At 42.5% G+C, this 25,951-nt stretch carries 24 protein-coding genes; 6 read left to right on the top strand and 18 right to left on the bottom strand.

The window, feature by feature from the left end; genetic code table 11:
• Window positions 1–682: 682 nt before the first annotated feature.
• Window positions 683–1,645 carry an urea transporter gene (locus ACQP6D_RS08270; RefSeq protein ID WP_427857918.1) on the bottom strand — a complete coding sequence of 321 codons (963 nt, stop codon included), beginning with the start codon at window positions 1,643–1,645 and terminating at the stop codon, window positions 683–685.
• Window positions 1,646–2,800: 1,155 nt separating this feature from the next.
• On the opposite strand from ACQP6D_RS08270, the gene ACQP6D_RS08265 reads away from it, so the two are divergent.
• On the top strand, window positions 2,801–3,781 hold the full coding sequence (locus ACQP6D_RS08265) for a TerC family protein (protein ID WP_427857917.1): 981 nt from the start codon (window positions 2,801–2,803) through the stop codon (window positions 3,779–3,781).
• 114 nt (window positions 3,782–3,895) lie between these two features.
• Here ACQP6D_RS08265 and ACQP6D_RS08260 read toward each other — a convergent pair whose 3' ends face one another.
• Entirely contained in the window at window positions 3,896–4,447 is a 552-nt protein-coding gene (locus ACQP6D_RS08260) for a flavodoxin family protein (RefSeq protein ID WP_100140719.1), read from the bottom strand.
• Window positions 4,448–4,920: 473 nt separating this feature from the next.
• On the opposite strand from ACQP6D_RS08260, the gene ACQP6D_RS08255 reads away from it, so the two are divergent.
• From ACQP6D_RS08255 to ACQP6D_RS08245, 3 genes are all read left to right on the top strand, one after another.
• Window positions 4,921–6,312: an NAD-dependent succinate-semialdehyde dehydrogenase gene (locus ACQP6D_RS08255; protein WP_100140785.1), complete on the top strand. Its 1,392-nt coding sequence runs from the start codon at window positions 4,921–4,923 to the stop codon at window positions 6,310–6,312.
• A gap of 306 nt (window positions 6,313–6,618) precedes the next feature.
• On the top strand, window positions 6,619–7,407 hold the full coding sequence (locus ACQP6D_RS08250; protein WP_370389438.1) for a YaaA family protein: 789 nt from the start codon (window positions 6,619–6,621) through the stop codon (window positions 7,405–7,407).
• Between the two features lie 113 nt (window positions 7,408–7,520).
• Window positions 7,521–7,856, top strand: a complete 336-nt coding sequence (locus tag ACQP6D_RS08245; RefSeq protein ID WP_427857915.1) for a zinc ribbon domain-containing protein YjdM — start codon at window positions 7,521–7,523, stop codon at window positions 7,854–7,856.
• Window positions 7,857–7,964: 108 nt separating this feature from the next.
• Here the strand turns inward: ACQP6D_RS08245 and ACQP6D_RS08240 are convergent, their stop codons facing one another.
• The 4 genes from ACQP6D_RS08240 to ACQP6D_RS08225 are packed head-to-tail and all read right to left on the bottom strand — an operon-like array spanning window position 7,965 to window position 10,928.
• Window positions 7,965–8,609, bottom strand: coding sequence for an NAD(P)H-binding protein (locus ACQP6D_RS08240; RefSeq protein WP_427857914.1), 645 nt, complete (start codon window positions 8,607–8,609; stop codon window positions 7,965–7,967).
• Window positions 8,609–9,121 carry a heme utilization cystosolic carrier protein HutX gene (gene hutX / locus ACQP6D_RS08235; protein ID WP_267391587.1) on the bottom strand — a complete coding sequence of 171 codons (513 nt, stop codon included), beginning with the start codon at window positions 9,119–9,121 and terminating at the stop codon, window positions 8,609–8,611. Before hutX ends, ACQP6D_RS08240 begins: the two co-directional genes overlap by 1 nt.
• Before the next feature lie 42 nt (window positions 9,122–9,163).
• A complete protein-coding gene (gene hutW, locus ACQP6D_RS08230) occupies window positions 9,164–10,546 on the bottom strand; it encodes a heme anaerobic degradation radical SAM methyltransferase ChuW/HutW (protein WP_427857913.1) in 1,383 nt (460 codons plus the stop codon).
• Window positions 10,547–10,592: 46 nt separating this feature from the next.
• The gene (locus ACQP6D_RS08225; RefSeq protein ID WP_427857912.1) at window positions 10,593–10,928 is read right to left on the bottom strand and encodes a hypothetical protein; all 336 of its coding nucleotides are present in this window, start codon (window positions 10,926–10,928) and stop codon (window positions 10,593–10,595) included.
• A 629-nt stretch (window positions 10,929–11,557) separates the two neighbouring features.
• Between ACQP6D_RS08225 and ACQP6D_RS08220 the strand changes: the two genes are divergently transcribed.
• Window positions 11,558–11,698, top strand: coding sequence for a hypothetical protein (locus tag ACQP6D_RS08220; protein ID WP_427857911.1), 141 nt, complete (start codon window positions 11,558–11,560; stop codon window positions 11,696–11,698).
• Here ACQP6D_RS08220 and ACQP6D_RS08215 read toward each other — a convergent pair.
• The 12 genes from ACQP6D_RS08215 to ACQP6D_RS08160 form a co-directional block, all read right to left on the bottom strand.
• The gene (locus ACQP6D_RS08215) at window positions 11,695–11,892 is read right to left on the bottom strand and encodes a hypothetical protein (protein WP_427857910.1); all 198 of its coding nucleotides are present in this window, start codon (window positions 11,890–11,892) and stop codon (window positions 11,695–11,697) included. The genes ACQP6D_RS08220 and ACQP6D_RS08215 overlap by 4 nt on opposite strands.
• A 187-nt stretch (window positions 11,893–12,079) precedes the next feature.
• A complete protein-coding gene (locus ACQP6D_RS08210) occupies window positions 12,080–13,078 on the bottom strand; it encodes a CBASS cGAMP-activated phospholipase (RefSeq protein ID WP_427857909.1) in 999 nt (332 codons plus the stop codon).
• On the bottom strand, window positions 13,071–14,768 hold the full coding sequence (locus ACQP6D_RS08205; protein WP_427857908.1) for a ThiF family adenylyltransferase: 1,698 nt from the start codon (window positions 14,766–14,768) through the stop codon (window positions 13,071–13,073). Before ACQP6D_RS08205 ends, ACQP6D_RS08210 begins: the two co-directional genes overlap by 8 nt.
• The gene (locus ACQP6D_RS08200) at window positions 14,738–15,253 is read right to left on the bottom strand and encodes a Mov34/MPN/PAD-1 family protein (protein WP_427857907.1); all 516 of its coding nucleotides are present in this window, start codon (window positions 15,251–15,253) and stop codon (window positions 14,738–14,740) included. Before ACQP6D_RS08200 ends, ACQP6D_RS08205 begins: the two co-directional genes overlap by 31 nt.
• Window positions 15,253–16,482, bottom strand: coding sequence for a CBASS cGAMP synthase (locus ACQP6D_RS08195; protein ID WP_427857906.1), 1,230 nt, complete (start codon window positions 16,480–16,482; stop codon window positions 15,253–15,255). Before ACQP6D_RS08195 ends, ACQP6D_RS08200 begins: the two co-directional genes overlap by 1 nt.
• Before the next feature lie 302 nt (window positions 16,483–16,784).
• Window positions 16,785–18,626, bottom strand: a complete 1,842-nt coding sequence (gene glmS / locus ACQP6D_RS08190) for a glutamine--fructose-6-phosphate transaminase (isomerizing) (RefSeq protein ID WP_427857904.1) — start codon at window positions 18,624–18,626, stop codon at window positions 16,785–16,787.
• Window positions 18,627–19,024: 398 nt separating this feature from the next.
• On the bottom strand, window positions 19,025–19,306 hold the full coding sequence (locus ACQP6D_RS08185) for a FeoC-like transcriptional regulator (RefSeq protein WP_367644157.1): 282 nt from the start codon (window positions 19,304–19,306) through the stop codon (window positions 19,025–19,027).
• Window positions 19,307–19,439: 133 nt separating this feature from the next.
• Window positions 19,440–21,764: a Fe(2+) transporter permease subunit FeoB gene (gene feoB / locus ACQP6D_RS08180; protein WP_267403835.1), complete on the bottom strand. Its 2,325-nt coding sequence runs from the start codon at window positions 21,762–21,764 to the stop codon at window positions 19,440–19,442.
• On the bottom strand, window positions 21,764–22,003 hold the full coding sequence (locus ACQP6D_RS08175; RefSeq protein ID WP_100140709.1) for a FeoA family protein: 240 nt from the start codon (window positions 22,001–22,003) through the stop codon (window positions 21,764–21,766). Before ACQP6D_RS08175 ends, feoB begins: the two co-directional genes overlap by 1 nt.
• 331 nt (window positions 22,004–22,334) lie before the next feature.
• Window positions 22,335–23,705 (bottom strand): bifunctional UDP-N-acetylglucosamine diphosphorylase/glucosamine-1-phosphate N-acetyltransferase GlmU, encoded by a 1,371-nt coding sequence (gene glmU, locus ACQP6D_RS08170; protein ID WP_369608585.1) that lies wholly within the window; start codon window positions 23,703–23,705, stop codon window positions 22,335–22,337.
• A gap of 81 nt (window positions 23,706–23,786) precedes the next feature.
• Window positions 23,787–24,056, bottom strand: a complete 270-nt coding sequence (locus ACQP6D_RS08165; RefSeq protein ID WP_100140707.1) for a spore cortex protein — start codon at window positions 24,054–24,056, stop codon at window positions 23,787–23,789.
• Window positions 24,057–24,126: 70 nt separating this feature from the next.
• On the bottom strand, window positions 24,127–24,771 hold the full coding sequence (locus ACQP6D_RS08160; RefSeq protein ID WP_367486820.1) for a pyrimidine 5'-nucleotidase: 645 nt from the start codon (window positions 24,769–24,771) through the stop codon (window positions 24,127–24,129).
• Window positions 24,772–24,865: 94 nt separating this feature from the next.
• Between ACQP6D_RS08160 and ACQP6D_RS08155 the strand changes: the two genes are divergently transcribed.
• On the top strand, window positions 24,866–25,873 hold the full coding sequence (locus ACQP6D_RS08155; protein WP_367430115.1) for a thiamine ABC transporter substrate-binding protein: 1,008 nt from the start codon (window positions 24,866–24,868) through the stop codon (window positions 25,871–25,873).
• Window positions 25,874–25,951 lie beyond the last annotated feature (78 nt).

The raw sequence follows: 25,951 nt of genomic DNA, 5'->3' as shown, positions 1-25,951 counted from the left end.
TATAAGCATCATTTTTCCTTTAAAATCATAGTTAATCCTGAATAATTGACGATCTCCAGACATTTCCACACCTGTACCAAAAATAGCTCCTGTTTCATTTTTTCCTGGTCTACCAAAACCAAATGATAGTTTACAGGATGTCCATTGACTTTATCTAAACGAAACTGAGATTGTGCCTGAGGTAACATTGTTGATTTATATAATATATATGATTTCAAATATTTAACGTTTGATTTTTGATATATATCCAGCACCCAACCTTGGTTCTCCTATAAGTTAATGCTTATGTTTCATACCTTATAAATTGAGTACCTGCATCAGAAAAATCAAATCCCTTGGAGGATCCTGAACTGGGAATTGTATTTTCCAATAGAGCATAGTTCCTCCAACAACACCAAGAATCATTCGAACAGTAAAGAGTACATCTAAAACAGCATTAATTTTATGGTATACGTTAAGTATTCTTTAGGCTGTATTAAATAAATTCAAATTTAATTGGATATTAAGCCATGTCATAACATCGCCCAACCCCATATATCCGCTTGGATCGAATTTATTTACCGGATCTACACTAGTATGAATATACTTATGCAGAGCACTAGGTGTTTTATTTTTACCCTCAAAATCATTTTTACTAATGAATCTTTTTATCATAAAAGAATGTTTTTATTTTTGCATTTAACTAGCGTTGATTTAGTGTCTGGTTAATCAGCAGCCATAACCAGCTGACCAGTACAAAAGGCATTGTCAGTACCGGAAGTGAATAGGGTTTCAGAAGAGTAGTAAGGGCAGACTGAGTAAATACGGTGAGAATTATAGCCAGTAAAATATATAAATTGGTTTTACTGTCTGGTGAATTGCTGAAGGTAATCAATGTAATAGCAGTTAATACCGCATTGAATGAATAAAGCCCCAGTGTAATAAGCTCAAGTTGACCTCCGTACAGTAGGGCGATGCCGATGGCAAGGATTGAACCGATTATGGCATATAGGGTGATTCGGAGGGAATTAACAGCCAGAGCGATTAAAAATGTTATTCCCACCAGTGTACTGTTGAATAAAAATACCTCAGCAATGCCAAGAATGCTGTTTGGCAGCAGGTGCAACAGTGTAAAGCTGGTAATGTGTGCGGTAGCGGTATCTGCCTGTACTCGTGACAGCGCTGAAAAAGAAGGAATTGCCAACAGGAATATCCATGTAATCAGGATGAAGGGCATGGTCAGACAGGGTAAATACCATTGCTGTAATATTGTGCTTAAGGCTTTGGTAATGAAGACCGAAAGTATGGATGCCAGTACGATAGTGCACCATAAATAGGGTGAATTTTCACAAAACGTAGCCAATGCAATGCCTGTCAGACAGGCATTAAAGCCATAGATACCTTGCTGCCATGCTTTTTCATTAAGCTTATACACATAGGCCATGATGTTGGCGCTGATTACGGCCACTAAACTGGCTATTCCTATAATTGGTTTGCCCGTAAAGCATCCCCCCATCAGTACCCCTAGCAGAAAAATCAGTCCAGATAATGCATTGTTTTGGAGCATGACCTGACCGTAGCTGCGGAGAATCACATCGGTAAAGCGGACACAGTAGTTGTGGTTGCATAATTGATGCCATTGCGCTGCTACAGACATTGTTTTCATCCGTTTTCTCCTTTATTAATATTTCGGCTCAGTAGGTTAGACTGCTTTTATACTGTTTCTGCGTAGGTAAATGTTCTGGTAATGCGGGATGGAAATAAATATACGATATTTAATGCTGGTTGGGCGGAAAATTTTTTTTTATGAGCTTGAAATATTTGATGATGAAAATGTTCCTGCCAAATTGAGAGTATGCTTTTTCAGTGCTGTTGTTTAACTTTAGTTCTTTATTGTTTAGTTTGTTTTTTAATTTTTCATGTTTATAAGGTTTTTATTTGGGCAGATAAGTTGTGCTGAAACGTTTAAGAATCTGGAATTCAAAGCAAGTAAACATTGATTGGTTGGTAAAATCAAATACAGCTTAGGAAAGTTGATGTTTGTACTAAGTTTTCATTTTGAATAATTTTTGTAATATAAAAGAAGAAATAATTAAAATATTATTTTTAAATTTAATTAAATAGGGTAAATATGTGACTATTCTAAATCTGTATCTGGCCGTCAGGCTAGCAGTGAAACAGTACAATCTGAAAACAATTTTGCTCTGAGTAACGTGCAAGTTAATTAAATAAGCTAAACCAAGCAATATCTGCTTTCTAAAGTTGCTCCTATACTGAATTGGTTGATATTAATAAAGAAAGGGCTCTTTCAATTATAAGTATGTGATCAGTGAAATGAAAGACAATCTGAATTTAACCAAAAGTAAAAAATGACGGCTGATATCCGAAGATTGTAGTGTTAGAACTGTCATCCCAGTTTTATTTTTCCATATTAATGTAGCGATGATTTTATATTCTGAAACTTTCAGCATTATGCTTGGTATTGAGGAAGGTTGATAATAATTGAAATGTGCTGAAATGAGCTTAAATCGTTCTCCGTGGTAGGAGTGGGCTTTATTGTCGCTGTTTTGGGATAATTTTTAAAACGCGGTTTTATTTCATAATGCATGTATCAGTCAGCCCCAGATTTTCTGCTTTGATCGTTATTGCAATGAATTATCCGTTTAATTGGAACCGGAAGAGTGTTTGTATATGCACAACTGTTGCCAGTAGTAGTTGTATCTATGTTATTGTTTAATACTGGCTCGTTTCTTATTTTGTTTAGAAGAGTGGCTTCTAGCAACGGGAATTGAATGATAAAAATATTAAAAAGAAAGAATTTATGCAGCCTCATTTGAATTCAGTGGGCACACCTTTATTTTATGGCGTATTTATCGTCATCATAATTGTAATGATAGCGATAGATATGCTCACGCTGAAAAAAGAAGGCGTACATCGCGTTAGCACTAAAGAAGCGCTGCTGTGGACATGCGTCTGGATTACTGTTTCACTTGGTTTTGCTGTCTGGCTCTATTTTGAGCTGCTGCATAATCCGATGCTGGGCAGTGAGGTGGCTGCTGATTCGGTGATGGATTTTCTTACTGGCTATGTGCTGGAAAAATCTTTATCGGTGGACAATATTTTTGTCTTCGTGCTGATATTTAGTTATTTTAAGGTGCCGGCAGAGTATCAACACCGAGTGTTATTGTACGGAGTATTGGGGGCAATTGTCCTACGTGCTGTGATGGTGGCTTTGGGTGCAGTTCTGGTCAGCCGCTTTGAGTGGGTGCTGTATCTGTTTGGTATATTCCTGCTTTATAGCGGGATTAAGCTGATGCTGCCGGAAAAAGATGAGAATAAAAGTTTGGCTGATAACCCACTGATAGGTTGGCTGCACCGCCATATGCGCATCAGTGAGCAATTTAATCGTGAGAAATTTTTTACCATCGAAAACGGTCAGCGCATGGCCACGCCATTATTGCTTACATTGGTAGTGATTGAATTGAGTGATGTGGTTTTTGCTGTAGACAGTATACCGGCTGTCTTTGCTGTTACCACTGACCCGTTTATTGTGTTTACTTCGAATATTTTCGCGGTGCTTGGTTTGCGTGCGATGTATTTTTTATTGGCCAATGTGGTTGAAAAATTTGTTTATCTCAAATATGGGTTGGCAGTGGTCCTGACTTTTATCGGTGCCAAAATGCTGGTGGCAAAATGGTGGCACATTCCTTCTTTTGCTTCACTGGCTGTGGTATTTACTGCTTTACTGCTGGCGATTCTGGCTTCATGGTGGAAAACCAGAAAGCAGCCGCATAATCTGTAGACGACAAAGGAATTTTTCATAACAGCCCGCTTCAGCTTATTTTGAATGTTAATACACACAATAATAGCTGGCGGGCTGATACTCTGTAAGTAAGCTAAAAACAGAATGAAATGCTCAGGCCAATTTGTCTACAATTTCACTTACTCGAGCTACGTAGATTTTTACAGTTTCGATATCGCCGGCTGGAATCTCATCGACACTGGCATCGGCTGGTGTCTGAACCATTGCTCCGATGGAACCTCCGAGTACATTTACATCGTTGCGCGCTGCTTCTTTGGAGTTGGCCGGCAGTAGTCCGAGACTCACCCAGATGCCGCCATGCTGTGCTGCCAGTGTCTGCATCCAGATTAGGGTTACTTGTTTGTCGCCACTAAAACTGGCACTGTTGGTGAAGCCGCCAAACACTTTATTTTGCCATGCACGCTCTGCCCACAGGCCGGAAGTGGCGTCGGCTACTTTCTTAAACTGCCAAGGTACATTGCCCATATAGGTAGGTGCAGCAAAGATGATACCTTTGGCCTGATGCAATTGCTGCCACTGATCATCATCCAGCTCGCCATTGGCATCGATTTCTACCAGTACAGCATCGGTATCGGCTGCAGCTGCCTGAGCAATTTTAAGTGTATGGCCATAACCGGAAAATACCAAAATAGCTAGTTTACTCATGTGTCTGTTCCTTATGATTGATTGCCAAAACAGCTTAAGCGGGTGGCGCTACTATCGCAAGTGTGATTCAGGAAATAAAAATGAGGATTATTGCCTGACAGTAAACTATCAATGATTGAGTATAAAATTCTTTACAACCCGGTAATTGATCCAGAAACGACCCTTTGCAGACTCAGATGAAAGACTATATTGCACAGTTTAGTTGCATACTTGATAACGCAGTAAATAATTGTTAAACTGAATTAAATACATAATCATGTCTGAAACGTTTCAGGTATGAAAAGAATACCTCGCCTGATTTCATCTGAAATATTGGTGTACAGAAGCGCGGTAGCATTCACATCAGGCACACAACCATTTCCAGATAGTTAAACACAAAAGATTGTCTCAAAACCTGCCCGAACTGCAGCCATTCATTTGTATGCTTAAGGGCAGCAAACGTGGTGTAACTTCTATAAATGAAAGGTAAATATATGGCGTACGCAAGTACCAATCCCTACACCGAGCAACAGGTAAAAGCATTTTCTGATACCACCGATGTTGAACTGGAAACTGCTTTGAATCATGCAGATGCTGCTTTTAAACAGTGGAAAAACACTACGTTTGCCCAGCGTGCGCGTGTTTTACAAAATGCTGCTGATATTCTTCGAGCCAATATTGATGAATATGCCCAGTTACTGACACTGGAAATGGGTAAACTATTTAGCGAAGCTAAAGCTGAAACCGAGCTTTCTGCGCAGATTTTTGAGTATTATGCTGTTCATGCTGAGCGTCAGCTGCAGCCGGAAGTGTTGCCAGTTACTTCAAATAAGGGCAACCGTGCTCGCATTGAGTTTGCTCCACAAGGTATTATTTTGGCAGTTGAGCCGTGGAACTTCCCATATTATCAGATTGCCCGTATTGCAGCCCCGCAGCTTGCTGCCGGTAATGTGGTTGTGCTGAAACATGCGTCCAATGTGCCGCAATGTGCCGCCAAAATGGCTGCCATGCTGTTACAGGCTGGTTTACTGGATGGTGCGTTTCAGAACCTGTACCCAACGCATGCACAACTGGCAAAAATCATTGCCGACCCGCGCGTACGCGGTGTAGCCTTAACCGGTTCAGAAGGTGCTGGTGCTATTGTGGCTGCACAGGCTGGAGCAGCATTAAAAAAATGTACTCTTGAGCTTGGTGGCGCCGATGCATTTATCGTTCTGAATGATGCTGATATCGAAAAAGCAGCCAAATGGGCTGTATTTGGCCGTCACTGGAATGCAGGGCAGGTATGTGTGAGTGCCAAACGCATTATTGTAGAAGAAGGTGTTTACGATCGATTCCTGAATCTGTACCGCGAAGGAGTGCGTCAGCTGCGCATGGGTGATCCGATGGATGCCGCTACCACACTGGCACCGCTATCTTCTCGTTCTGCGGTGACTGGTTTGCAACAACAATTGGATGAAGCGGTAAAACTGGGCGCTCATGCTGAAGAAATTGCATTGGATATGCCGGCTCAGGGATGTTTTTTCCGACCGGTTATCCTGACCAATATTCAGCCGGATAATCCGGCACGCCACTGGGAATTTTTTGGTCCGGTTTCTTCTATCTACCGCGCCAAAGATGCAGCTCATGCCATTGAAATCGCCAACGATACCCCATATGGCTTAGGTGGTTCTATCTTTACGTCTGATGAAGAACGCGGTGCCAAACTGGCTCAGCAGATTGATACGGGTATGGTCTTTATTAATCATCCCACCATGGTTAAAGCTGATTTGCCGTTTGGTGGCGTGAAACGCTCCGGCTTCGGACGCGAATTGCTTGATTTAGGATTAAAAGAATTCGTGAATGCTAAACTGGTAAGTATTGCAGACATCGACGCTGAATTCTAAATTTGTTTGAAAACTAACGGGGCTGCTGGACAAAAAGCAGCCCCGTTTTCTATTTTAAGATAATTTTTTCATTAATATTTTGACTGAATAACGTTTGGCCAACAGCCATCCAAATAGAAGTGTTTAAAAGATGAGACAGATAAATTACTGAAATGTAATATAAATGTAGCATTGTGGTAAAAGTCAGCCAACTTATCCTGCTCCAATCATTTTTCAGCTAAAGTAGTTTCATCAGTTTCATGTGTATCATCATGTTGATACTAATTAGCTTTTTTAAAGTGTGCCAGCAAATAGACAGGAGGCAGTATGCTAACCATAATCGCCGCACCCACCACTCAGGACTTTGCTAATCCGCGCCTGAGCGACACTTATAGCCAGCCGCAATTTCTGACACAGAGTGAACAGCTGGTACAGATTTGCCGAAAACTTAGCCTCAAACAATTAGAAGAAATTATGCACATTAGCCCGCATCTGGCTGAAGTGAATCAGCAACGCTTTCGCGATTGGAAGCCGCCTTTTACCCTCGATAATGCTTTACAGGCTATCTTTGCCTATGGCGGTGATATTTACAATAGCATGCGCGTCAGTGAATTATCATTGCACGAACTGGACTACATGCAGAAAACAGTATCCATTCTTTCTGGCCTTTATGGTTTACTGCGGCCACTGGATTTAATTCAACCGTATCGTCTGAGTATGAATGTGCGACTGGAAAATCCAAAGGGAATCAATTTGTATCATTTCTGGCATGACATTCTTACCAACCATCTGAATCAGATTGAAACCGATACCATCATCGACTTAGCCTTTGACAATTATTTCAAAGTAATTGATAGCGATAAACTGAAAGCCAAAGTAATTAAACCTGTATTTCTTGATGAAAAAGCCGGAAAATACATGAATGTCAACGCCTATGATAAAGAAGCGATGGGTTTGATGACTCGCTACATTGTGCGTAACAAACTTGAGTCGTCTAAAATGCTGCATGAATTCAGCGACCATGGTTACCAGTATTGCGCAAAAGAATCGAATGAACACGAGCTAGTGTTTAAACGTTCTGAAAAAACGGCGCAGCAGTATCAAAATCGGAATTAATTTCAGCATCCGGATACTAACGGCTGAAAAAGGGCGTAAGTTACACATAAAAATGTGGTGGTTGCAGTAGATTTCGGTACAATCCCCGCTTTAAACCATATAGAGATCTGACCATGTCTGAAATAACGCCGATTTGCCCGCAATGCGCTAGTGAACAAAATTACTTTGATGGCAATTTTACTGTTTGCCTCGAATGCGGGCATGAATGGGATGCTAATAGTACACCAGCCACACAGGAGCTGGATGTCAAAGACAGTAATGGCAATCCGTTAGCCAACGGTGATGATGTGATTCTGATTAAAGACCTCAAGCTCAAAGGTAGCAGCATTGTATTGAAAAAAGGTGCCAAAGCCAAAGGAATCCGTCTGGTTGAGGGTGATCACGAAATAGACTGTAAAGTAGACGGTATGAAAATTATGCTAAAAGCATGTTTTGTTAAAAAAGCCTGATACTCTGAACGATAAAAATACCGCCAATCTAAGTGTTTAAACAATGCATTGTAGACTGGCGGTTTTTATATGTAGATCATTTAATTATCCACAAACTGTTATTACAGCTTATTTATCCTCAGTATCAAGCCCCGGATCAACTACAGCATACACACGGTTATCAAGCTTATCCGCACTGATTCTTTGTAAAATTATCCGCGCTAACTCTGCTCTATGAATATAACCCTGTACCTGCTGCTGATAAAAACACTTGCCAGTGCCAGTAGCTTCACCTTGCGCCAGACCACCCGGGCGCAAAATCTCATAATTTAGCGTACTGGTTTGCAGCCACACCTCAGCTAGAGATTTTTCTCGCACTGCATGTCCGAAAGCTTTTTTCGCACGCTCTGACATTGTTGCCCAAGTATCACCACAGCCCAATGATGTCACCAGCAGCATCTGGCCGATACCACATAGCTCTGCCGTATCCATAATCAACCGCTGTGCCAGATAGTGCGCGCCTGCCGAACCACCCAAGGTAGACACAATCACAGTATCCTGACCAGCTAGCTTGCACACTTCGCGCACACTGGATTCATTCGTGGCATCACCAACTATTGTTTCCACTCCTTGCTGTTGTAACTTGCGGGCAAAATCCTCATTCCGTACCAGTGCCACACAGCGCCAGCGACCGGTCTGTTGTAAAGCCTGCTGCAATACCTGATAAGCTGTGCCCATTTTTTGGCTTACCCCGAACAACAGTAATGTTTTCATCATTGCTCCTGTGTGGTGGCAAAACGCTGTGCCAGACTGCGGAACTTATTTAATTGTTCTGCTTTCAGCTGCCGCTGCTCATCTCGCCCCACAAAAATTTTAAACATTGCGTCACCATGCTGGTTGAGAAAAATAATCGACGCCGTAGCCATTTGCATAAAACTGCGTTCTACAAAAGCAATCTGCGCACAGTTTTCTGCGCGAATATGGCCGCCGAACCCCTGCTGATGTTGCAGATTGAAATAACCGGCACCATATTTACCTGCTGGTAGTAAACCCGAAAATTCCGCAATAATATCTGCTGTATGCACCAGAAAAGTAATTTCTCCCCATGATTGCACATCTTGCCACACTGCATCAAAGTGGCTGCCAGCGGTTATCACCACATCCGGTATTGCCTTAATCACCTCAGCCAGTGTCACCTGATATTGTTGCGCAATCTGTTCCAGCGTCCCTTCTGGATTGCTACGCATAAATAGTTGCAGATTATTGTTTTGTGAATGTTTTGTCATCGTTTTCCCTTAATCAAGTCAATTGGACTAAACGTATTTTTGTCACGAAGTTGTGGCAAAACGCTGTATTGGTTTGCCGGTGGGTTGGCGATGCATCATTTTTTCCTGCCACTCAAGATGTTCAGGATTATTTAAAACCAGCAGTAACTGCTGCAATGCTTGCAACAGATTACTTGACCAAAAACGGCCAGACGGCGTTAAACGCGCGTAGCCCCTTTCATTGACCAGCAGACCAGCCTGCTGCCACTGCATAAGCAGCGGTTCCAACAATTCCGCCTGAGACGTTAGCGCGGGTAAATTCACCCGTCCCACCTCAATCCCCGCCTGAAGCTGATGTAACCAGCTACCCAACAATGATTTATCCGTTAGCATCATCAAAGGCTTTTTACCTGACTGCATCTGTGCATAGTATTCAGTCAGATTACGATGCAGCATAAACGAATGCCCATTTAAACGCCCACCTGCGCCGGAGCCAAAAGCAAAAAAATCTGCTCCTTGCTTAATCAACAGGTTATATAAATTTCGTTCACGCGTGGTTTTTGCCCAATGGCTGTTACTTAATTGCATCCATCCCTGCTGGCGTAAAAACGCCTCACCTTGTAAATAAAATTCACATTTAGCTGCCACGGCCGGTAATTCAAGCTGTCCTTTATCTACTCTTCTAGCCAAAGGCGTAGTTGGCAGCAGATTCAATGCATACAAATCTAACCCGTCCAGCGGCAAAGCGGCTGCCAGCTCCAGATCAGTCTGCCAGCTATGCACAGTTTGCCCCGGCAAACCGAACATCAAATCACACACCAGTGCTACACAGTCTAGCCGCCCAATACGCTCAAATGTCTCAACAATCTGCTCACGGCTGGATAAACGTCCCAGTTTCTGCCGGATATCCGTATCAAAAGTTTGCACACCGATAGAAAACCGATTCGCACCGGCGGCAATATAGCTTTCTGTACGTGCTTCATCAAAATCGGAAATTCGCCCCTCAATCGTAATTTCACAATCTGGCGCCAGTGGCAAAGATTGTCTGAGTAAGCTGATAACCCGCGCCAGTTGACCTGCGGGCAGAGCAGATGGCGTACCGCCCCCAAAATAAACAGCGTGAATCGGAGCAGACTGCATCACCGGATTATTCATTTCCAGAGCAATCTCAGCTAGTAAAGTCGTTATATACTTATCCGTATCAAATTTGCGCAGCAGATTCTGGTAAAAACCACAAAACTGACAATGCGTTTCACAAAAAGGAATATGAATATAAATCAGCCTTTTATTGCCAGATATTGGCGATTGCTGTAATAAAGTCCATTGCTTTTCTATCTTTTCAGCAGCTAAAGGCAAACTGGCACGTAATGGCATCACCGCCCATCTATCCTGAAACGGCAGCCCAGTAGAGGCGGCGTAAAAACGGCTTAAATCCAAAGAGTTCATAACACAGACATCAAATCAAAGTGTCAGGATTAAATAATAATTATTCTCATATGGCAATGGTTTTAAGCCAGCAAAATGCTACAACTTCCGCTTTATTGACACACATCAACTGACATAAAAAATACCGGCAACCAGAGTAACCAAAGCAGCAACAGGCGAAAAACAGCAGCCAAATCAACCGACACAACCCGAATGAAATCCACCACCAAATGCAATCTTCATCCACTAATACAGCTTCAGAACCGCCATCTGAACAAACAAAGCATCTCAATAAAAATTTTCTATAATCAATTTTCATATACGCAGCGTACAGCCAGCTAGCGTCAGCACCATAACGAATCGGTTTTTGACCTAATTTGCACACACAGACCAACAGCAGCACAAACCTGCTTAGCTTCACCGCTTAGTCATAACTTAGCCAAGAACTATTGCTAGCCACATCTGCCCAGCAAGAGTACAGAAAGCCGTCTTATCTTTATTGCGCGTTGTGCTTTCCTGAACTAGCTTAAATCAATCAGCATGCCTAGCTAAATAGAATAACTAAATCATCCGCAAAAAAACGATAAAAAGTAGCAAGTGGACAGCAAGCTGAAATTTTGCCCAACACAAGCCTAGCTGCCAACACAAGCCGCATGGTAGAGAGTAAAAAACTAGCGGCCACTAACACGACTTGGCCACACAACTACTAAACACAGCGCGGCTGAATTGACAAACACAACCACCCTTGGCATGATAGGCGCATGAGGTGTCGAAGTCTTCACAAAATAAAAATCGCAGCAACATTGCGGTTTTTTAACAAAAAAATTTATTTATTCATGATAAACGAATAAATTTTTATGGGCGAGAGGGCGAGAAATACATTACCCGCGAAAGAAATAATTTTAGCCTACTTTGTTAAGTCTTCTAACCTCAGGGAATTTACATGCTTAAAACAATCACACAACCAAGCGCAAATCAACGCGCTCAAGTTCGCAGCTGCACCTGCATCTACCATAGCCAAGGAGGTGCACTATGACCCGCGAACAGATCCTCACCACCGGCCTAAGCAATAGCATCGGCTTATTACTCGAACAGATAGCCGAACTGGCGAGTATTCAGCATCTACAGCTCAGCACAGAAGAAAAAGCGCAGCAGCTCAGCGCCTTCACCTAAGCAGCATCATCGAATATTGCCAAGCCATCAACAGCCTCAGCAAACAAATAAACCAATCCCTGAGTAAACTGATGCTCGAACGCCAGTTCGTATTCGCCAATACCCAACTGGTAAACGACGACGAAATGCTCCAATTCAGTGGCGTCTTCTTCACCCTGCTCGAAAGCCTTACCAGCAGCGCCAAGCGCATCCACCAGCAAAGCTTAGACATCAAACAAACTAACTAAGCAAAACCCATCGTTGACACAACCCGCCTTAGCCAACAGACTAGGGCGTGTTTTAAAAAAAAGGTTAATACCATTCATTTAAATGATAAAAAAATATTTGAATAAAATATAGTATTAAAATATTCATTTTATTTTAAATCTACTTGTATATAAATTATTTCTGTACTGAGTCGTAAAATGTTGGTTTGGAGGCTTTTTTTTGAAAAAAAACATTTACCTCATTTTTACTTATGGCAATTTTTGCTGATTGCTCGGCATTTGATAAAAGTATTTGTTTGGCATTATCAGTAACTATATCTAATCCAACATAAGGAGCTGTACTTTGTGTTAAAGTCTCATCGATTACAACAAAATTTTCTTTTAGACGATGTTTAACTAATTGTTGCATAAATAATTGCTGAGAACTTAATGTGATCTCAATTATATTACGCGGTGCATCTTTAATACTCCCTTCACCCCAATCACGAAGGCCACCTTTTTTATTTGATTTAGGATTGATGGTTTTTTTTCCTGATAATGTCCCTATGGATAAAATTTGAATGTTTTCTAATGATTGTTCAAAAAAAAATTCAGCTTCATGAAGCCCTATTAAGCTTGGACTGTTAGCGAACATTCCGCCATCAATATATTCACTCGTTCCTATTGTATGTCTTTTAAAAAAAGTGGGTGCTGCTGAAGTGGCAAGCGCTACATCAACAATTTTAATTTTCCAATCACATTTTAGACTTGAATGATGTGCGGTTTTAAAAACTACCGGATATCCGGTTGTATAATTTATGGCAGGAACTGCTATTGGATGTTTTAAATCTCCAATAATTTTGTTTTCGAACCATTGGAACAATATCTGTCTTAAATTTTCTGTTTTATATTTTGCTTTATTAACTCCTATAAAGGCCTGTTTTTTAAAAATTTCTTTACCTTTTTCTTCGAATATGTCTGCAATTTTTTTTGCAGGAATTTCATATGCAAGAGCTAATGCGATAATTCCACCAATTGATGTACCTGTGATTAAATCGAAATAATTTGCAAGGCAATCATTTTCATCCCATTTTTTTAGCTGTTCCTCAAGTTTTTCCAGCACTTTTGCAGTATATAGGCCACGATAACCCCCACCAGAAAGAGATAAGACTTTGAAAGAATTTTGATTACACATTTTTTTCTCCACACATAGGACATAAAGGATTAGCTACAAGTTTGATGTCTTCGATTTTCTTATCGCTATATTTTGAGTTGTAGCGGGTTTGATAATTGTTTTGGACTTTTCCTGTTGCAATCCATTCTAATAGCATATTAATACCCAAGGACGTAGCCATCATTCCTTCAGAAATAGCATAAGGTGTAAATGCTGAACATACACCTATACGTTGTTCTACATCAGCATCGATAACAGGAAGATATTGATTATAAAGTCCTATTCCAGATGATCCTAAACAAGATATACACCCTCCAGATTCTTGTTGTTCCTTTGGATGTACCCATAATCCTTGTACACATTCTCCATTGCCATAAATCCAGAGATGTAAAATAATTGGACGGTATTGTAAGGGGATGTCTTGAACCATTTCATTAACGTATTCTTGAACTTCTATACTTCCAGTTGCATCAATAATTAGATCAATTTTATTTTGTATAAAATATTGATAGGAATATTCTCTAATATTTTCAACTAATCCTCTTATTTTTTTAGCTTGATCTAGAGTTTGCCTATTTATGTATTTTAGAAAAGCCTCTGCTTTATAAAGCCCTATATATTCAATTCCTAATAAGTGGCGTCCTACATTTCCATTTTCGAGTCTGTCATTATCAATTATTATAAAATCATTTTCAAAACCTGCTCCTATTTTGATTAAGGCGTCAGCCATATATCCGCCAATTGCACCTAATCCAATCTGAAAAATTTTTTTATCAAATAAGCCTTGTCTGAATTCGTTTGGTAAATTTCGCAAAATGCTTGATTTAAAATCATATTTATGTACGATATGAAATTTAACGGGGTTTTGTAATAATTTCTTGTTATCAATATGTTTTAACCCTTTTGTTTCATTTCGAATCCAGCTGAAGCTAATACCAAATACGAAATTTTTAGATGAAATCAATATGTTGTATATAAGTTTGTTCTTTTTTAAAAGTTTAATAAAATGTTGGTATGCTACCTTATCCCAAAGCCTTAGAAAATTAAAAAAATCGGTGATTGTTAATTGTTTTTTGTGATTTGTTAATACAGTAAAATCTGGATTGTAATTATCATTTATTTTTAAACTAAGTATTTTTTTTAATTTTTGAGAACAATTATCTAATATTATATTTTCTTCTGGAGAATATAATATCCAAGATTCTTTTGATGAATCAGTACAGGTTACTAATAAATTTATAATTCCTATAAAATATTCATTATATTCTTTAATATATTGTTGCTGATCAACAATTTTATAAAAGTAGTTGCGTATATAAGTTTCTACAATGTTCATTAACATGAAAAGATTAGTTCTTGGAACAATATTAGAATCATGTAGTTGATAGCAAACTGAAAATAGTTCATTGTCTTTATAAAAAATTTTACTCGGTTCTAAATGAGGGATCGGATTATAAATATGCGGAAATCGTGCTCTTAATTTGTCCATTTGAGCTTCTGATATATATATTTCGGGATAACTCAAAAGAGAATCATCAGTAAAATTTATAAAAATCTCGATGTTAAATAAATTTTCAAAATATAAATTTTTTCGATATAAAAGAGAACAATTAATATTGTCAGGTTTTAGTAATTCATTTTCAGAAACAGGTTCATACCCCCATTTTGAAAGAATGATTATTATTTCTTGCTGTATATTTCTTTTTCGCATAATTTCAGTTCAATGAAAATATCGTTGATTTTCAAACCCAACCAGTCATTTATAGGGTCTTTGGTTCCTAAAATCATAAACAAACGAATATTTCGGCCATAAAATTTGTTCTCAGGTAATAATTGCCAGTTAATATAATCAGTAGTAGATGGCCGTGGATTGGTTTCAGGATGTGTATGCCATTCACCTAAATAATGTAATTGGTTACCAGATTGCTGATTAATAACCTTTAACAATTTATAATTATATAATGCAGATTTTTGTGAACGACTACACCAATATCGGGTTAAATTGTCAAAAGGTGTAGGAAATGTTAAATGCTTTAACCAGAAAGCTCGTGGCCATACTAATCCAACGAGTAATCCCAATGATTCAGGCTCATTTCCCATTAGTGTTTGCCTATAGGCAATTAATTGTTTGAATATTACTTTATCAATCCTAACTGTAAAATCATAATTAATTGCCTGCCACACCATGTAATTCATTAACCTTGCCTTAAGGGTGTTTGAGGAGTTACAATATTTTGCACTAATGGAGGTCTATCAAACTCACAACTCTGATTAAGAACTATCAATTTCTCATTAGTAGGCATTCGATTTCCCCACTGTGCAATCATGGATGAAATAATATGTGCTTTATTATTATTTACTAAATTACCTAAAAAAATTTTATGTAGATCATTTGCTAATACTCTCGCTTTTTCTCTTTGATTAGAATTCATACGGTTGAAGTCTTCTCTATTATGTCCTTGGATATCTTCATATACATCATTAGCTAAGGTTTCTGGCAAATTTTCTAATATTTCTAGCAAAGCGATATCATCACGTGATTTATGAAATGTATAATATTTGCAGGCAATGACCATCAATAAAATAGAACTTGGTGCACCACTCTCAAAAGCCCAGTCTCTCCAAGCTTTTAGGTATCGGCAAATGTTACGTAATTGTTTACCATTATCAGGAAATTCTTTTAGTTTTTTAGTAAACCATTCACGAATAATTTCACAGTCACTGGATTGCCATGTTCCATCTCGTTTAGCCATATGAATTGTCTGGATGTTTTTATCGGCAAGAGTTTCTTCAGCTAAATCTATTGATTTGAGTTCTTCAAGGGTATAATCATACGCAAACCAATCATTAATTCCTATGATATTTCTTCCTAATGCTTGGTCAAAAACTACAGCTTCAGTTGCTAACACAAGCCTGTCTCTTTCTTTCATATTGTCAAACATTTCATCAGGTACGGCATAAAGTGGCACATCTACATGGGCATTGTCCTTAATTTTCATGCGAATACATGTTGTTTTAGTATTATCTAACTGCCAACCTTGATTTGTGCACAATTCACTTAGAAATTGCTCTATCTGTTTAAAGTAATCTCTTGCCTGTGCACTGTCATTTTGTGAGTTAAAACAGTCAAATACACGAACTGGCAAATATACGCCATAATCCATGTCCATTTCTTGATTAGATTTAGCTGGTAAATTACATGTACCGTATGCCCAAGACCCTTGAACGCGAAATTTTGGAAAAATATTGCTTATTGCTCGATTTTCAAGATAATTTCTAATTTTATCTTTTAAGCTATTTCTTACTATTTTTTTTATATTATTAAATTCTTCAAAATCTGCTTGAGTAGGGTGAATTTTAAATTTAAAACCATCTTTAGGGGCAGTGAACATTTCATGAAGATTGTTAAAACTACTAACATCCATAATTTAACCTTAATTTATATTTAACAATTACATATATTAGGGATGTTTTTATAATTTCAAACAATTTTTAATAAATTTATTTTAATAACAATTGTACATACTTCCAAAAAATTCATTTATACTAAAAATAAATATGGTTAAAATATAAAATTAATTTTTTAGCTTAAATTTGAAATCGCATTGTACATTAAAGTATTCAATTGTTTCTATAAAGAATAATTTTTTAAATCAAAAAGATATCCAGTTATAATTTTATTATAACTGGATTTTATGTGTTTATTGTTTATAAGTTTTGATTTAGCTTACTCCACCGTTACCGATTTTGCTAAATTACGCGGTTTATCCACATCCGTGCCGCGTGCCAGTGCGGTGTGATACGCCAGTAGCTGTACCGGTATGGTGTGAACAATTGGCGACAGTACACCCATATGTCGCGGCGTGCGGATGACGTGTACGCCTTCGCCAGCGGTGAATTCGCTGTCTAAATCGGTAAAGACAAACAGTTCGCCGCCGCGTGCTGCAACTTCCTGCATATTGGCTTTGACTTTTTCCAGCAAGCTGTCATTAGGCGCAATCACAACCACGGGCATATTCTGGTCGACTAATGCCAATGGCCCGTGTTTGAGTTCGCCGGCAGGATAAGCCTCTGCATGAATATAGGTGATTTCTTTCAGTTTCAGTGCGCCTTCAAGGGCGATGGGGTAGTGGATGCCGCGGCCGAGAAACAGGGCGTTGTTTTTGGCAGCAAACTGGTTTGCCCAACTGGCGATTTGCGGTTCCAGATTAAGTACATGCTGGACGCTACCCGGTAGCAGGCGCAATTCGCTGGTGTATTGCTCTTCTTCCTCAGGGGTAACCAGTCCGCGCATTTTGCCTAGGGTAACCGCCAAACCAAACAAGGCCACTAGCTGGGTGGTGAAGGCTTTAGTGGAAGCAACGCCGATTTCGGCACCGGCACGGGTATACAGTACCAGCTCGCTTTCGCGCGGCAGCGCAGACTCCATTACATTGCAGATAGAGAGGCTGTGCTGCATGCCCAGTGATTGGGCATATTTGAGCGCCTCCATGGTGTCGAGGGTTTCGCCGGACTGGGAAATAGTAATTACCAATTGTTCGGGGTCAGCAATCACTTTGCGGTAGCGGTATTCGCTGGCAATTTCCACATCGGTGGGTATCTGGGCGATGGCTTCGAGCCAGTAGCGTGCGGTTAGGGCGGCGTAGTAGGAGGTGCCGCAGGCAAGAATTTTGATGCTGCGAATGCGCTCAAAGATGGCGGCAGCATTAATGCCGAAGTTGGCCGGTTCGAAGCCGCCAACTAAAAATACTTCGGCGGTGTCGGTGATGGCTTTGGGCTGTTCGTGGATTTCTTTCTGCATAAAGTGGCTGTACAGGCCAAGTTCGAGCGATGCGAGTGACAGCTCAGACATTTTGATTTCGCGTTCCACCGGTTGCTGGTGTTTGTCGAGCAGCAGGTCGATGCCGTCTGTGGATAACTGTACGATATCGCCATCTTCCAAGAATACCACGCGGCGTGTATAGGCAATTACAGCGGAGACATCCGAGGCGATAAAGCTTTCGTTTTCGCCCAGTGCCACTAACAGCGGGCAGCCCATGCGGGCGGCTACCAGTTTTTCGGGGTTATCGCGAGCGATAACGCCGATGGCGTAGGCTCCTTGGAAACGCTGGCAGGCGTGTTGTACTGCTTGAAAAAGGTTGCCATTGCTGCTGTGGGTGTATTCGTAATGAATGCTGTGGGCAATCACTTCGGTATCGGTTTGTGAGGTGAACTGATAGCCCAGTGCTTCGAGGCGGTTGCGTTCGCTTTCGAAGTTTTCGATGATGCCGTTATGGACGATGGCTATCAGGTTATTTGAAATATGGGGATGGGCATTGGGTTCGGTAACACCGCCGTGTGTTGCCCATCGGGTATGGCCGATGCCAAGGCTGCCTTTTAGACCTGCGGCTTGTGCGGCTTCTTCCATTAGTTTAACGCGGCCGACGCGACGTACGCGCTCTATGCCATTGGGTGTCCAGACGGCAATACCAGAGGAGTCATAACCGCGATATTCCAGTCGTTCCAGACCGCTGGTTAAAAATTCTACTACGTTATTCTGAGCGCGAATGGCGCCAACTATGCCACACATGTTTTATCCTTTTACTACAGGCTGGTTGCTGGTGTGGCTGCGCGTGTGAAGGGTAAGACTGGCCGCGGCTGTTGTGTATGAGAGATGAATGCAGCGGTCGTCTATTTGGTGCGCAGTGCCATGCCTGTCTATGCTGTTTTCAATTGCTTAAGAAGACGATTGTAATGGAAATAGGCGTTTTGCACAGTAATGTTTGCTGATGCAGGCAGCTGAGTGTTTGTTTATTCGGTAGGGATGTGGTTGGGTTGTGTTAATGATTTAGAAAAATTTATTTTTATTAATCAATAACGTTGATTTTTTATATGCTGGTCGACGGCGGTTGTATTTACATGCGGTATGTTGCTGGTATTGATTTATGCTGTCACTTTGCTAATCAATTTTGACTGAATCTGGCTTGTTTAGATGCTGTGTTGTGCGGAGGTGATGGGGATGGTTTTGCGGGGGCTGCTGACGACCTGATAAATTTTTTTGGCACCATCGGGACAGGCGAAGCAGTTGCTGCATTGGTTTGGACTACATCCGGGCTGAGTAAGACTAATTTGGCGTATGGTCCCTTTACGCAGCCAAAAGCTGAGCATTTGTTCCATAGCGCTTTCCTGTACTTGGAAATGGCGTGCTAAATCTTGCAGGCTGGCCTGTCCGATGCTGATAAGGTAATCGCGAATGGCAGTGATGAGCATTTTTTGTCTATCCTGTTCTGTTATGGTTCCTGTTGGTTAGGTATTTGAATACAAACAGATAGTGACGATAGGGCAGATATCATTATCTGTTTGGGTAAATCTGTTTTAGCGGCTGGTAAAAATGTGCATCTGGTCAGTGGCAGCAGCTGCCTTTGCTATGTGGACATGTTTTCATGGCTATCTGACAGGTTTGGCGCCGGCTACCGATGATTTTCATGGCACAGATTACGAGGATCAGTAAAATAGCAACACCACCAATCCAGTAGGAGGCACTGGCCGAACGGCTGAGCTGGTGATACTGGTAGTAGACGGTGGCACAGCTCCAGCCAGTGAGGAATGTCCAGCCAGCAACAAATAGCATCCAGCGCCAGCCGGCTTCGCGGTAGATGGTACCAAGCGCAGCGGCACAGGGGGTGTAGAGCAAAATGAATATCAAATATGCCATGGCAGCGGCGCTGCCACCAAAGGAACTTTCAAGTTTAGTTATGGTACGGCTGCTGATGTCCATGTCCTGCTGGACGCTGGCTGTATTTTCGTCAAGGGCTCTGAAGCCGAGCGGGTCAAGAAATGAACCGGCCATTTCGCTAAGGTTGGCTGGAATGGTTTTCAAAGCTTTGATGATGCCTGCTTGCAGGTTGAATTCTTCCTCGCCACCGTCTTCTTCTGCTTTCATTGAGTAGAGGGAATTAAGCGTGGCGATAACGGCCTCTTTGGCAAAGATGCCGGTGAAGATTCCAACGGTGGCTGGCCAGTTTTGTTCGCTGATACCCATTGGGGTAAACACGGGAGTGATTTTTTGGCTGGCTACAGATAGTACAGACTGGCTGCTATCGGGGTGGCCAAATGAACCGTCGCTTCCAAGGGAGTTGAGCAAGCTAAGAATGGTAACCATCAGCACGATGGCCTGTCCGGCACGGAAAATAAACCCTTTTAAGCGTGACCATGTGAGGTAGAGCATGCCGCGTAGTGTTGGTAGGCGATAGGCGGGCATTTCCATGATAAATGGTGTTGTATCACCCGGTAGCAAAGTGTGTTTGAGTATCAGGCCGGTAAAGATGGCGACACCGATACCGAGTAAATACAAGATAAATACGACACTGGAAGCATTATTAGGAAAGAAGATAACGGCAAATAAGGTATAGACGGGTAATCTGGCGCCACAAGACATAAACGGAATCATGCTGATGGACATCAGACGGTCACGTGCGCAGTCTAGGGTGCGTGTGCCCATAATGGCTGGCACACCGCAGCCGAAACCAACGAGCATGGGCACGAACGCTTTACCCGGTAAACCGATGGCACGCATGCCTCTGTCTACAACCATGGCTGCTCGTGCCAGATAGCCTGAATCCTCGAGAAACGACAGGCACAGAAACATGGCGGCAATGACAGGGATAAAGGTGGCTACAGTTTGGATGCCGCTACCGATGCCGTTAGCCAGTATAGCTATCAGCCATTCTGGTGAACCAATATGGGTAAGTAAGGTAGAAAAGCCATCAACAAATATTGTGCCAAAAAGAACATCGAAAAAGTCGATGAATACGGAGCCGAATTTTACTGCCAGCATAAACATAAGGTACATGACAAACAGAAAAAACGGTATGCCGGTATATCGGCCTAGGGTAAAACGGTCGATTTTGTCGGATAATGACTGGTTTGCTTCACGTGGTTTTTCGATAACCGTACGGCTTAGCTGGTCAATGGCATCGTAACGAGAGCTAGCCAGTGCGATGTCGATTTCATAGTTACACCAACTAGATAGTTCGTCACGACATTGCTGAACAATGTGCTCTTCGTCACTGCTAAGAGAAATAGAACTTTGTTTTAGCAGCAGTTCAATTAATGACCATTGATCGATTTGGTTTACTACACTGTCTGCCGGCAGTTGCGACAGATAGTGGCGGATGATATCACTTTGTTTTTTTCCGAGGGTGTCCAGTTGCGGGTCAGCAGCTACAGGCTGGCTGAAAGCTTTGCTGATTGCTTGCTGCAATTGTATTAAACCCATCTTTTTCGCTGCGGATATAGCTATGACAGGACAGCCAAGCTGCTGGGTAAGGGTACTGATATTGATGTTTTCGCCCATGTTTTGCAGGGCATCCATCATGTTGAGTACGACCAGCATTGGCTTTTTCAGATCAAGCAGCTGAAAGGTAAGGTACAGGCTGCGTTGCAGGTTGGTAGCATCGATTATATTGATAATTAGGGTGTCAGGTTCGTTGAGCACGAATTCGCGCGCGATCATTTCGTCCTGTGAGGCTGCCATGTCGAGGTTTTCGATGGCATAGGTACCGGGTAGGTCGACGATTTCTACTGACTGCCCATTTATCTGGGTACTGCCAATTTTGCGCTCTACAGTAACACCTGGCCAGTTGCCTACTTGCTGGCGAGAGCCGGTAAGGGCGTTAAATAATGTGCTTTTGCCGCTGTTGGGGTTGCCGATTAATGCTATTTTCATTACTCAGCCTCAACTACGCCAATAGCCTGTGCTTCGCTGCGGCGCAGGCACAGGTAAAAACCACGAGTTTTGATTTCCAGAGGGTCGCCCATGGGGGCGGTGCGGATAACAGTAACGTGGCTGCCGGGAGTGATGCCCATGGCTAACAAGCGGCGGCGAAATGGCATAGATTCGGGCAACAGTCGGGTAATAACTGCCGGTTGCCCGAACGGTAGTTGATCGAGAGTTAGTGTTGACACTGCGCTAAACCTTAGGTGGTAGATTTGGTTTGTTGTTTTTATTGGGAATCATTTTTATTGTGCATGATATTACTTTTGCTTGTTAATTTGCATGCAAGGTTTGCTAAGGGAGTTACTGTGGTTAAGCAGTAATGTCAAGAAAGCGCTAATATCTGTGTTGGTTTTGCAGATTATAATTTCAATGTGTTGAATTTACTGCTGCTTGTGTAAGGATGTATACAGATTTTTAGTCAGTTTTGGGAAAGGTACAAAAAGGAAGATAGGTGGTAGCGCTAGTTTCTCAGCACATCTGGCTAAGCGAGATGTGCTGAGGCTGACTATGATGGCAGGATTATTCCTGTGGTTTTTTTTCAGGGCGCTGCCATTCGTTCAAGGTAGTTTGCCGGCTGCGGGCCAGAGTGAGCTTATCTGGCGGGCAGTTTCTGCTCAAAGTACTGCCGGCACCGGTGGTGGCACGGTCGCCAATGGTGATTGGCGCTACCAGCATGTTGCCGGAACCGATGCGTACTTGGTTGCCGATGACAGTACGGTATTTATTGACGCCGTCGTAGTTGCAAGTGATGGTGCCGGCACCGATATTGGTTTGTTCGCCAATGGTGGCATCGCCCAGATAGGTAAGGTGGTTAGCTTTGCTGCCATAGCCAATGGTGCTGTTTTTGACTTCAACAAAGTTGCCGATGTGTACGGCATCACCAATCTGTGCCTGTGGTCGCAGACGAGCAAACGGACCAATTTGCGCGTTGCTGCCGATAACGCAGTTATCTAGGTGCGAGTTGGGTTGGATTACAGTACCTGCGCCAATGGTAGCGTTTTTTATGACGCAGTTGGCACCAATGCTGACGTTGTCGCCCAGTTCTATGTTGCCTTCAAGTACGACGTTTACATCGATGATGACGTCCTGTCCGTGTTTTAACTGGCCACGTAAATCGAAGCGCGCCGGATCACGCAGGGTTACGCCGGCCTGAAGCAGGGCGTTGGCCTGTTGCTGTTGCAAAATCCTTTCTAGCTGCGCAAGTTGAAGCTTATTGTTGACACCTGCCGCTAGCCATGAGGCACGTACCTGTAGAGGGTGTACAGGGATTTTATCGTGTTGTGCTAGTGCGATTACGTCGGTTAGGTAGTATTCCTGCTGAGCGTTGTGGTTTTGCAAGGCATTAAGCCATTGCGCCAGTTTGCGGTTGGGCAAAACAAAGATGCCGGTGTTGGTTTCGCAGATGGCTTTTTCGGCAGCACTGGCATCTTTTTCTTCAACGATGGCGACTACGTTGCCTTGCTGGCGGATGATGCGGCCATAGCCGGTGGGGTTGTCGAGAACGTCGGTAAGTAGAGCGACATCTTCACCAGCGATACTAAGTAAATCCGCTAGTGTCTGCTGGTCTATTAAGGGCACGTCGCCATAGAGTATCAGGGTGCGTCCGCCGTCTGCCAGATTGGGTAACGCCATTTTAACTGCATGGCCAGTGCCAAGCTGTTGGTCCTGTTCGACCCAGTGTACATTCGCCTGAATGCGTTGCCTTACTAGCTCTTTACCATGGCCGATAACCACGCTTATGCTGTCAGGGTTCAGACTCTGCGCTGTGTGGATCACCCGTTCCAACATGCTGATGCCGCCTATTTCATGCAGAACTTTAGGCAGACGTGAATACATGCGGGTGCCTTTACCAGCAGCGAGGATAACGATATTAAGGGATGAAGTAGCCATATATCTATATGTGTATGGATGTGAAAAGGGGCTGCAGGTAATCAAGTCTGATTCCGGCAGCCCTGTGTGTTTAAACGCAGTTTATTCAGCACTGCTTTCTGGCTGATCCCACTTGGTGTGAGCCGGCAGCTTTTCATTAACGTCGCCCACCCCAGGTTTCATAGCATGTGGTTCGGGGCGCATTTTGTTGTACAGCATGTTGTGGGAATAAGTACCATCCTGATACACCACGCGTGTACCCGGTTCATATTTCTGGCGCAATCTGGTCTGGCCGGTGGCATCCTGATAAGTTTCCCATGTACAGCCGCTGAGTGCCAGTATTGTGCATATCAAGCAGATTCCCGCACGCATGGTGTTATCCTTTGTGGTTGGTGATTTGTAGTCTGTTATTGTAGAGAATTTGTGTGCTGACGTATAGCTTTCACAATAAGGTAAGCGCAATGTCGCGCAGGCCTGCCATATCAGTAACTGCAGCATCAATATTTGCTCTCGGATAACTCTGTGGACCATACCATACAGTACGCATGCCCAGCATATGTGCAGTGTGCAGATTGGCTGGGCTGTCATCAACCATAATGCATTGCTGAGGATGAATATGTAGCTGTCGGCATAGGCTGTGATATGCATGGGGATGGGGTTTACAGTGCATTTCTACATTATCCGTTCCAATTACTGCATGAAAATATTGCTGGATTCCCATTGCTTTGATTAGTGCCTGTACATAGTGGCTGGGACCATTGGAAAAAACTATCTTGTGCCCATGTAGATAGGTCAGTGTCTGTGATAGCTCAGGCATGGGTTTAAGCAAAGGCAGAAGCTTTTCAAGTGGGTGGCAGGCAAGCAGAAATTCGTGCAGATTAATTTCAGGATGATGCAGGCCGATTCCAATAAGTGTAGCACCGTAATCGTCCCAATATTGCTGGCGTAGTTGTGAAGCGGCAATTTGATCAATGTGCAGTTGAGAAGCCAGAAAGTGTGTCATATTCTGATTAATGACGTTGAAGATGCCGGCATCTGCATAATGCAAGGTGTTGTCTAGGTCGAAAATCCAGTAATGAGTTGTCATGGTTTGTAAGATGGCGTCAGGTTTTTACTATATACGCGTAAAACAGGTATGATTGCAGGCACGATATAGATAATTTTAACAACTGGAGGCTGGAATGAAAGCGGGTAAGTGGTTAATCGGTACGTTGTGCATGCTGGCTGCGATATGGGCACAGGCACAGACTGAGGTGCGTCTCGCGGTACATGATTCTTTTGCTTTACCGAAAAATGTTCTAGCCGGATTTGAGCAACAAAATCAGGTTAAGTTAACCTTAATTAAGGTAGGCAGCGGTAATGAGATGCTGAATAAGCTCATTCTTACCCGCGGCAAACCGATTGCCGATGCCGTATATGGTCTAGACAACAGCAATATCAGCAAGGCGCAACAATATCAGCTCTTTGCCACCACTCAGCCGGCCAGCCGTGCAGTGAATGTTGATTTGCCTCAGGCACTGGCTATCGATTACGGCTACATTACCATTAATTATGATAAGGCTTGGTTTCAGAAACATAAAAAACCCTTGCCTCGGTCTTTAGAAGATCTTGCCAGTCCGGCTTACAAAGATTTGCTGGTGATGCCGAGCCCTGCTACATCAACGGTGGGATTGGGGTTTTTGCTGGCGAATATCGGCGGTCTAGGGGAGCAGGCTACATGGCAGTGGTGGGCAAAAATGCGTCAAAATGGTGTCAAAGTGACTAAGGGCTGGAGTGAAGCCTACTACACTGATTTCACGCTGAATGGTGGCAGCCGACCGCTGGTCGTAAGCTATGCTTCCAGTCCCGTAGCTGAAGTATATTACGGTAAAGGGAAATATACTACGCCACCAACCGGAGATCTGCGCTTTAAAGGAGCGGTATTCCGCCAAATAGAAGGTGCGGCGGTATTGAATCATGCTAGCCAGCCGGCATTGGCGGCAAAATTGGTGCAGTATCTGCAAAGTAATCAGGTGCAAAGTGCCATACCGACATCTATGTGGGTTTATCCGGCCGTGAAGGGGGTGTCATTGCCACCGGTATACGCACACATCAGTATTCCCACTAAAGTTGTGCAGCCAACGATGGCAGATATGGCCGCCAAACAGCAAAGCTGGGTGAAACAATGGGTAAAGGTAGTGCAACGCTAAGAAGTTAGACCTGCGGTTAGGTCTGTGTGACATCAGACAGAACTTAATTAAACGGGGCATGCTAATGCCCTGTTTGAT

Source organism: Snodgrassella sp. CS2 (genome assembly GCF_050310315.1).
GTDB classification, from domain to species: Bacteria; Pseudomonadota; Gammaproteobacteria; order Burkholderiales; family Neisseriaceae; genus Snodgrassella; species Snodgrassella alvi_E.
Note: the sequence above shows the minus strand (reverse complement) of the source record. Positions and strands in the feature narration are given on the sequence as shown.

Bases quoted from the DNA above. Each gene is read 5' to 3' on its own strand.
- ACQP6D_RS08270 (WP_427857918.1), bottom strand. From the start codon at position 1,645: ATGAAAACAATGTCTGTAGCAGCGCAATGGCATCAATTATGCAACCAC.
- ACQP6D_RS08265 (WP_427857917.1), top strand. From the start codon at position 2,801: ATGCAGCCTCATTTGAATTCAGTGGGCACACCTTTATTTTATGGCGTA.
- ACQP6D_RS08260 (WP_100140719.1), bottom strand. From the start codon at position 4,447: ATGAGTAAACTAGCTATTTTGGTATTTTCCGGTTATGGCCATACACTT.
- ACQP6D_RS08255 (WP_100140785.1), top strand. From the start codon at position 4,921: ATGGCGTACGCAAGTACCAATCCCTACACCGAGCAACAGGTAAAAGCA.
- ACQP6D_RS08250 (WP_370389438.1), top strand. From the start codon at position 6,619: ATGCTAACCATAATCGCCGCACCCACCACTCAGGACTTTGCTAATCCG.
- ACQP6D_RS08245 (WP_427857915.1), top strand. From the start codon at position 7,521: ATGTCTGAAATAACGCCGATTTGCCCGCAATGCGCTAGTGAACAAAAT.
- ACQP6D_RS08240 (WP_427857914.1), bottom strand. From the start codon at position 8,609: ATGAAAACATTACTGTTGTTCGGGGTAAGCCAAAAAATGGGCACAGCT.
- hutX (WP_267391587.1), bottom strand. From the start codon at position 9,121: ATGACAAAACATTCACAAAACAATAATCTGCAACTATTTATGCGTAGC.
- hutW (WP_427857913.1), bottom strand. From the start codon at position 10,546: ATGAACTCTTTGGATTTAAGCCGTTTTTACGCCGCCTCTACTGGGCTG.
- ACQP6D_RS08220 (WP_427857911.1), top strand. From the start codon at position 11,558: ATGACCCGCGAACAGATCCTCACCACCGGCCTAAGCAATAGCATCGGC.
- ACQP6D_RS08210 (WP_427857909.1), bottom strand. From the start codon at position 13,078: ATGTGTAATCAAAATTCTTTCAAAGTCTTATCTCTTTCTGGTGGGGGT.
- ACQP6D_RS08205 (WP_427857908.1), bottom strand. From the start codon at position 14,768: ATGCGAAAAAGAAATATACAGCAAGAAATAATAATCATTCTTTCAAAA.
- ACQP6D_RS08200 (WP_427857907.1), bottom strand. From the start codon at position 15,253: ATGAATTACATGGTGTGGCAGGCAATTAATTATGATTTTACAGTTAGG.
- ACQP6D_RS08195 (WP_427857906.1), bottom strand. From the start codon at position 16,482: ATGGATGTTAGTAGTTTTAACAATCTTCATGAAATGTTCACTGCCCCT.
- glmS (WP_427857904.1), bottom strand. From the start codon at position 18,626: ATGTGTGGCATAGTTGGCGCCATTCGCGCTCAGAATAACGTAGTAGAA.
- ACQP6D_RS08185 (WP_367644157.1), bottom strand. From the start codon at position 19,306: ATGCTCATCACTGCCATTCGCGATTACCTTATCAGCATCGGACAGGCC.
- feoB (WP_267403835.1), bottom strand. From the start codon at position 21,764: ATGAAAATAGCATTAATCGGCAACCCCAACAGCGGCAAAAGCACATTA.
- glmU (WP_369608585.1), bottom strand. From the start codon at position 23,705: ATGGCTACTTCATCCCTTAATATCGTTATCCTCGCTGCTGGTAAAGGC.
- ACQP6D_RS08165 (WP_100140707.1), bottom strand. From the start codon at position 24,056: ATGCGTGCGGGAATCTGCTTGATATGCACAATACTGGCACTCAGCGGC.
- ACQP6D_RS08160 (WP_367486820.1), bottom strand. From the start codon at position 24,771: ATGACAACTCATTACTGGATTTTCGACCTAGACAACACCTTGCATTAT.
- ACQP6D_RS08155 (WP_367430115.1), top strand. From the start codon at position 24,866: ATGAAAGCGGGTAAGTGGTTAATCGGTACGTTGTGCATGCTGGCTGCG.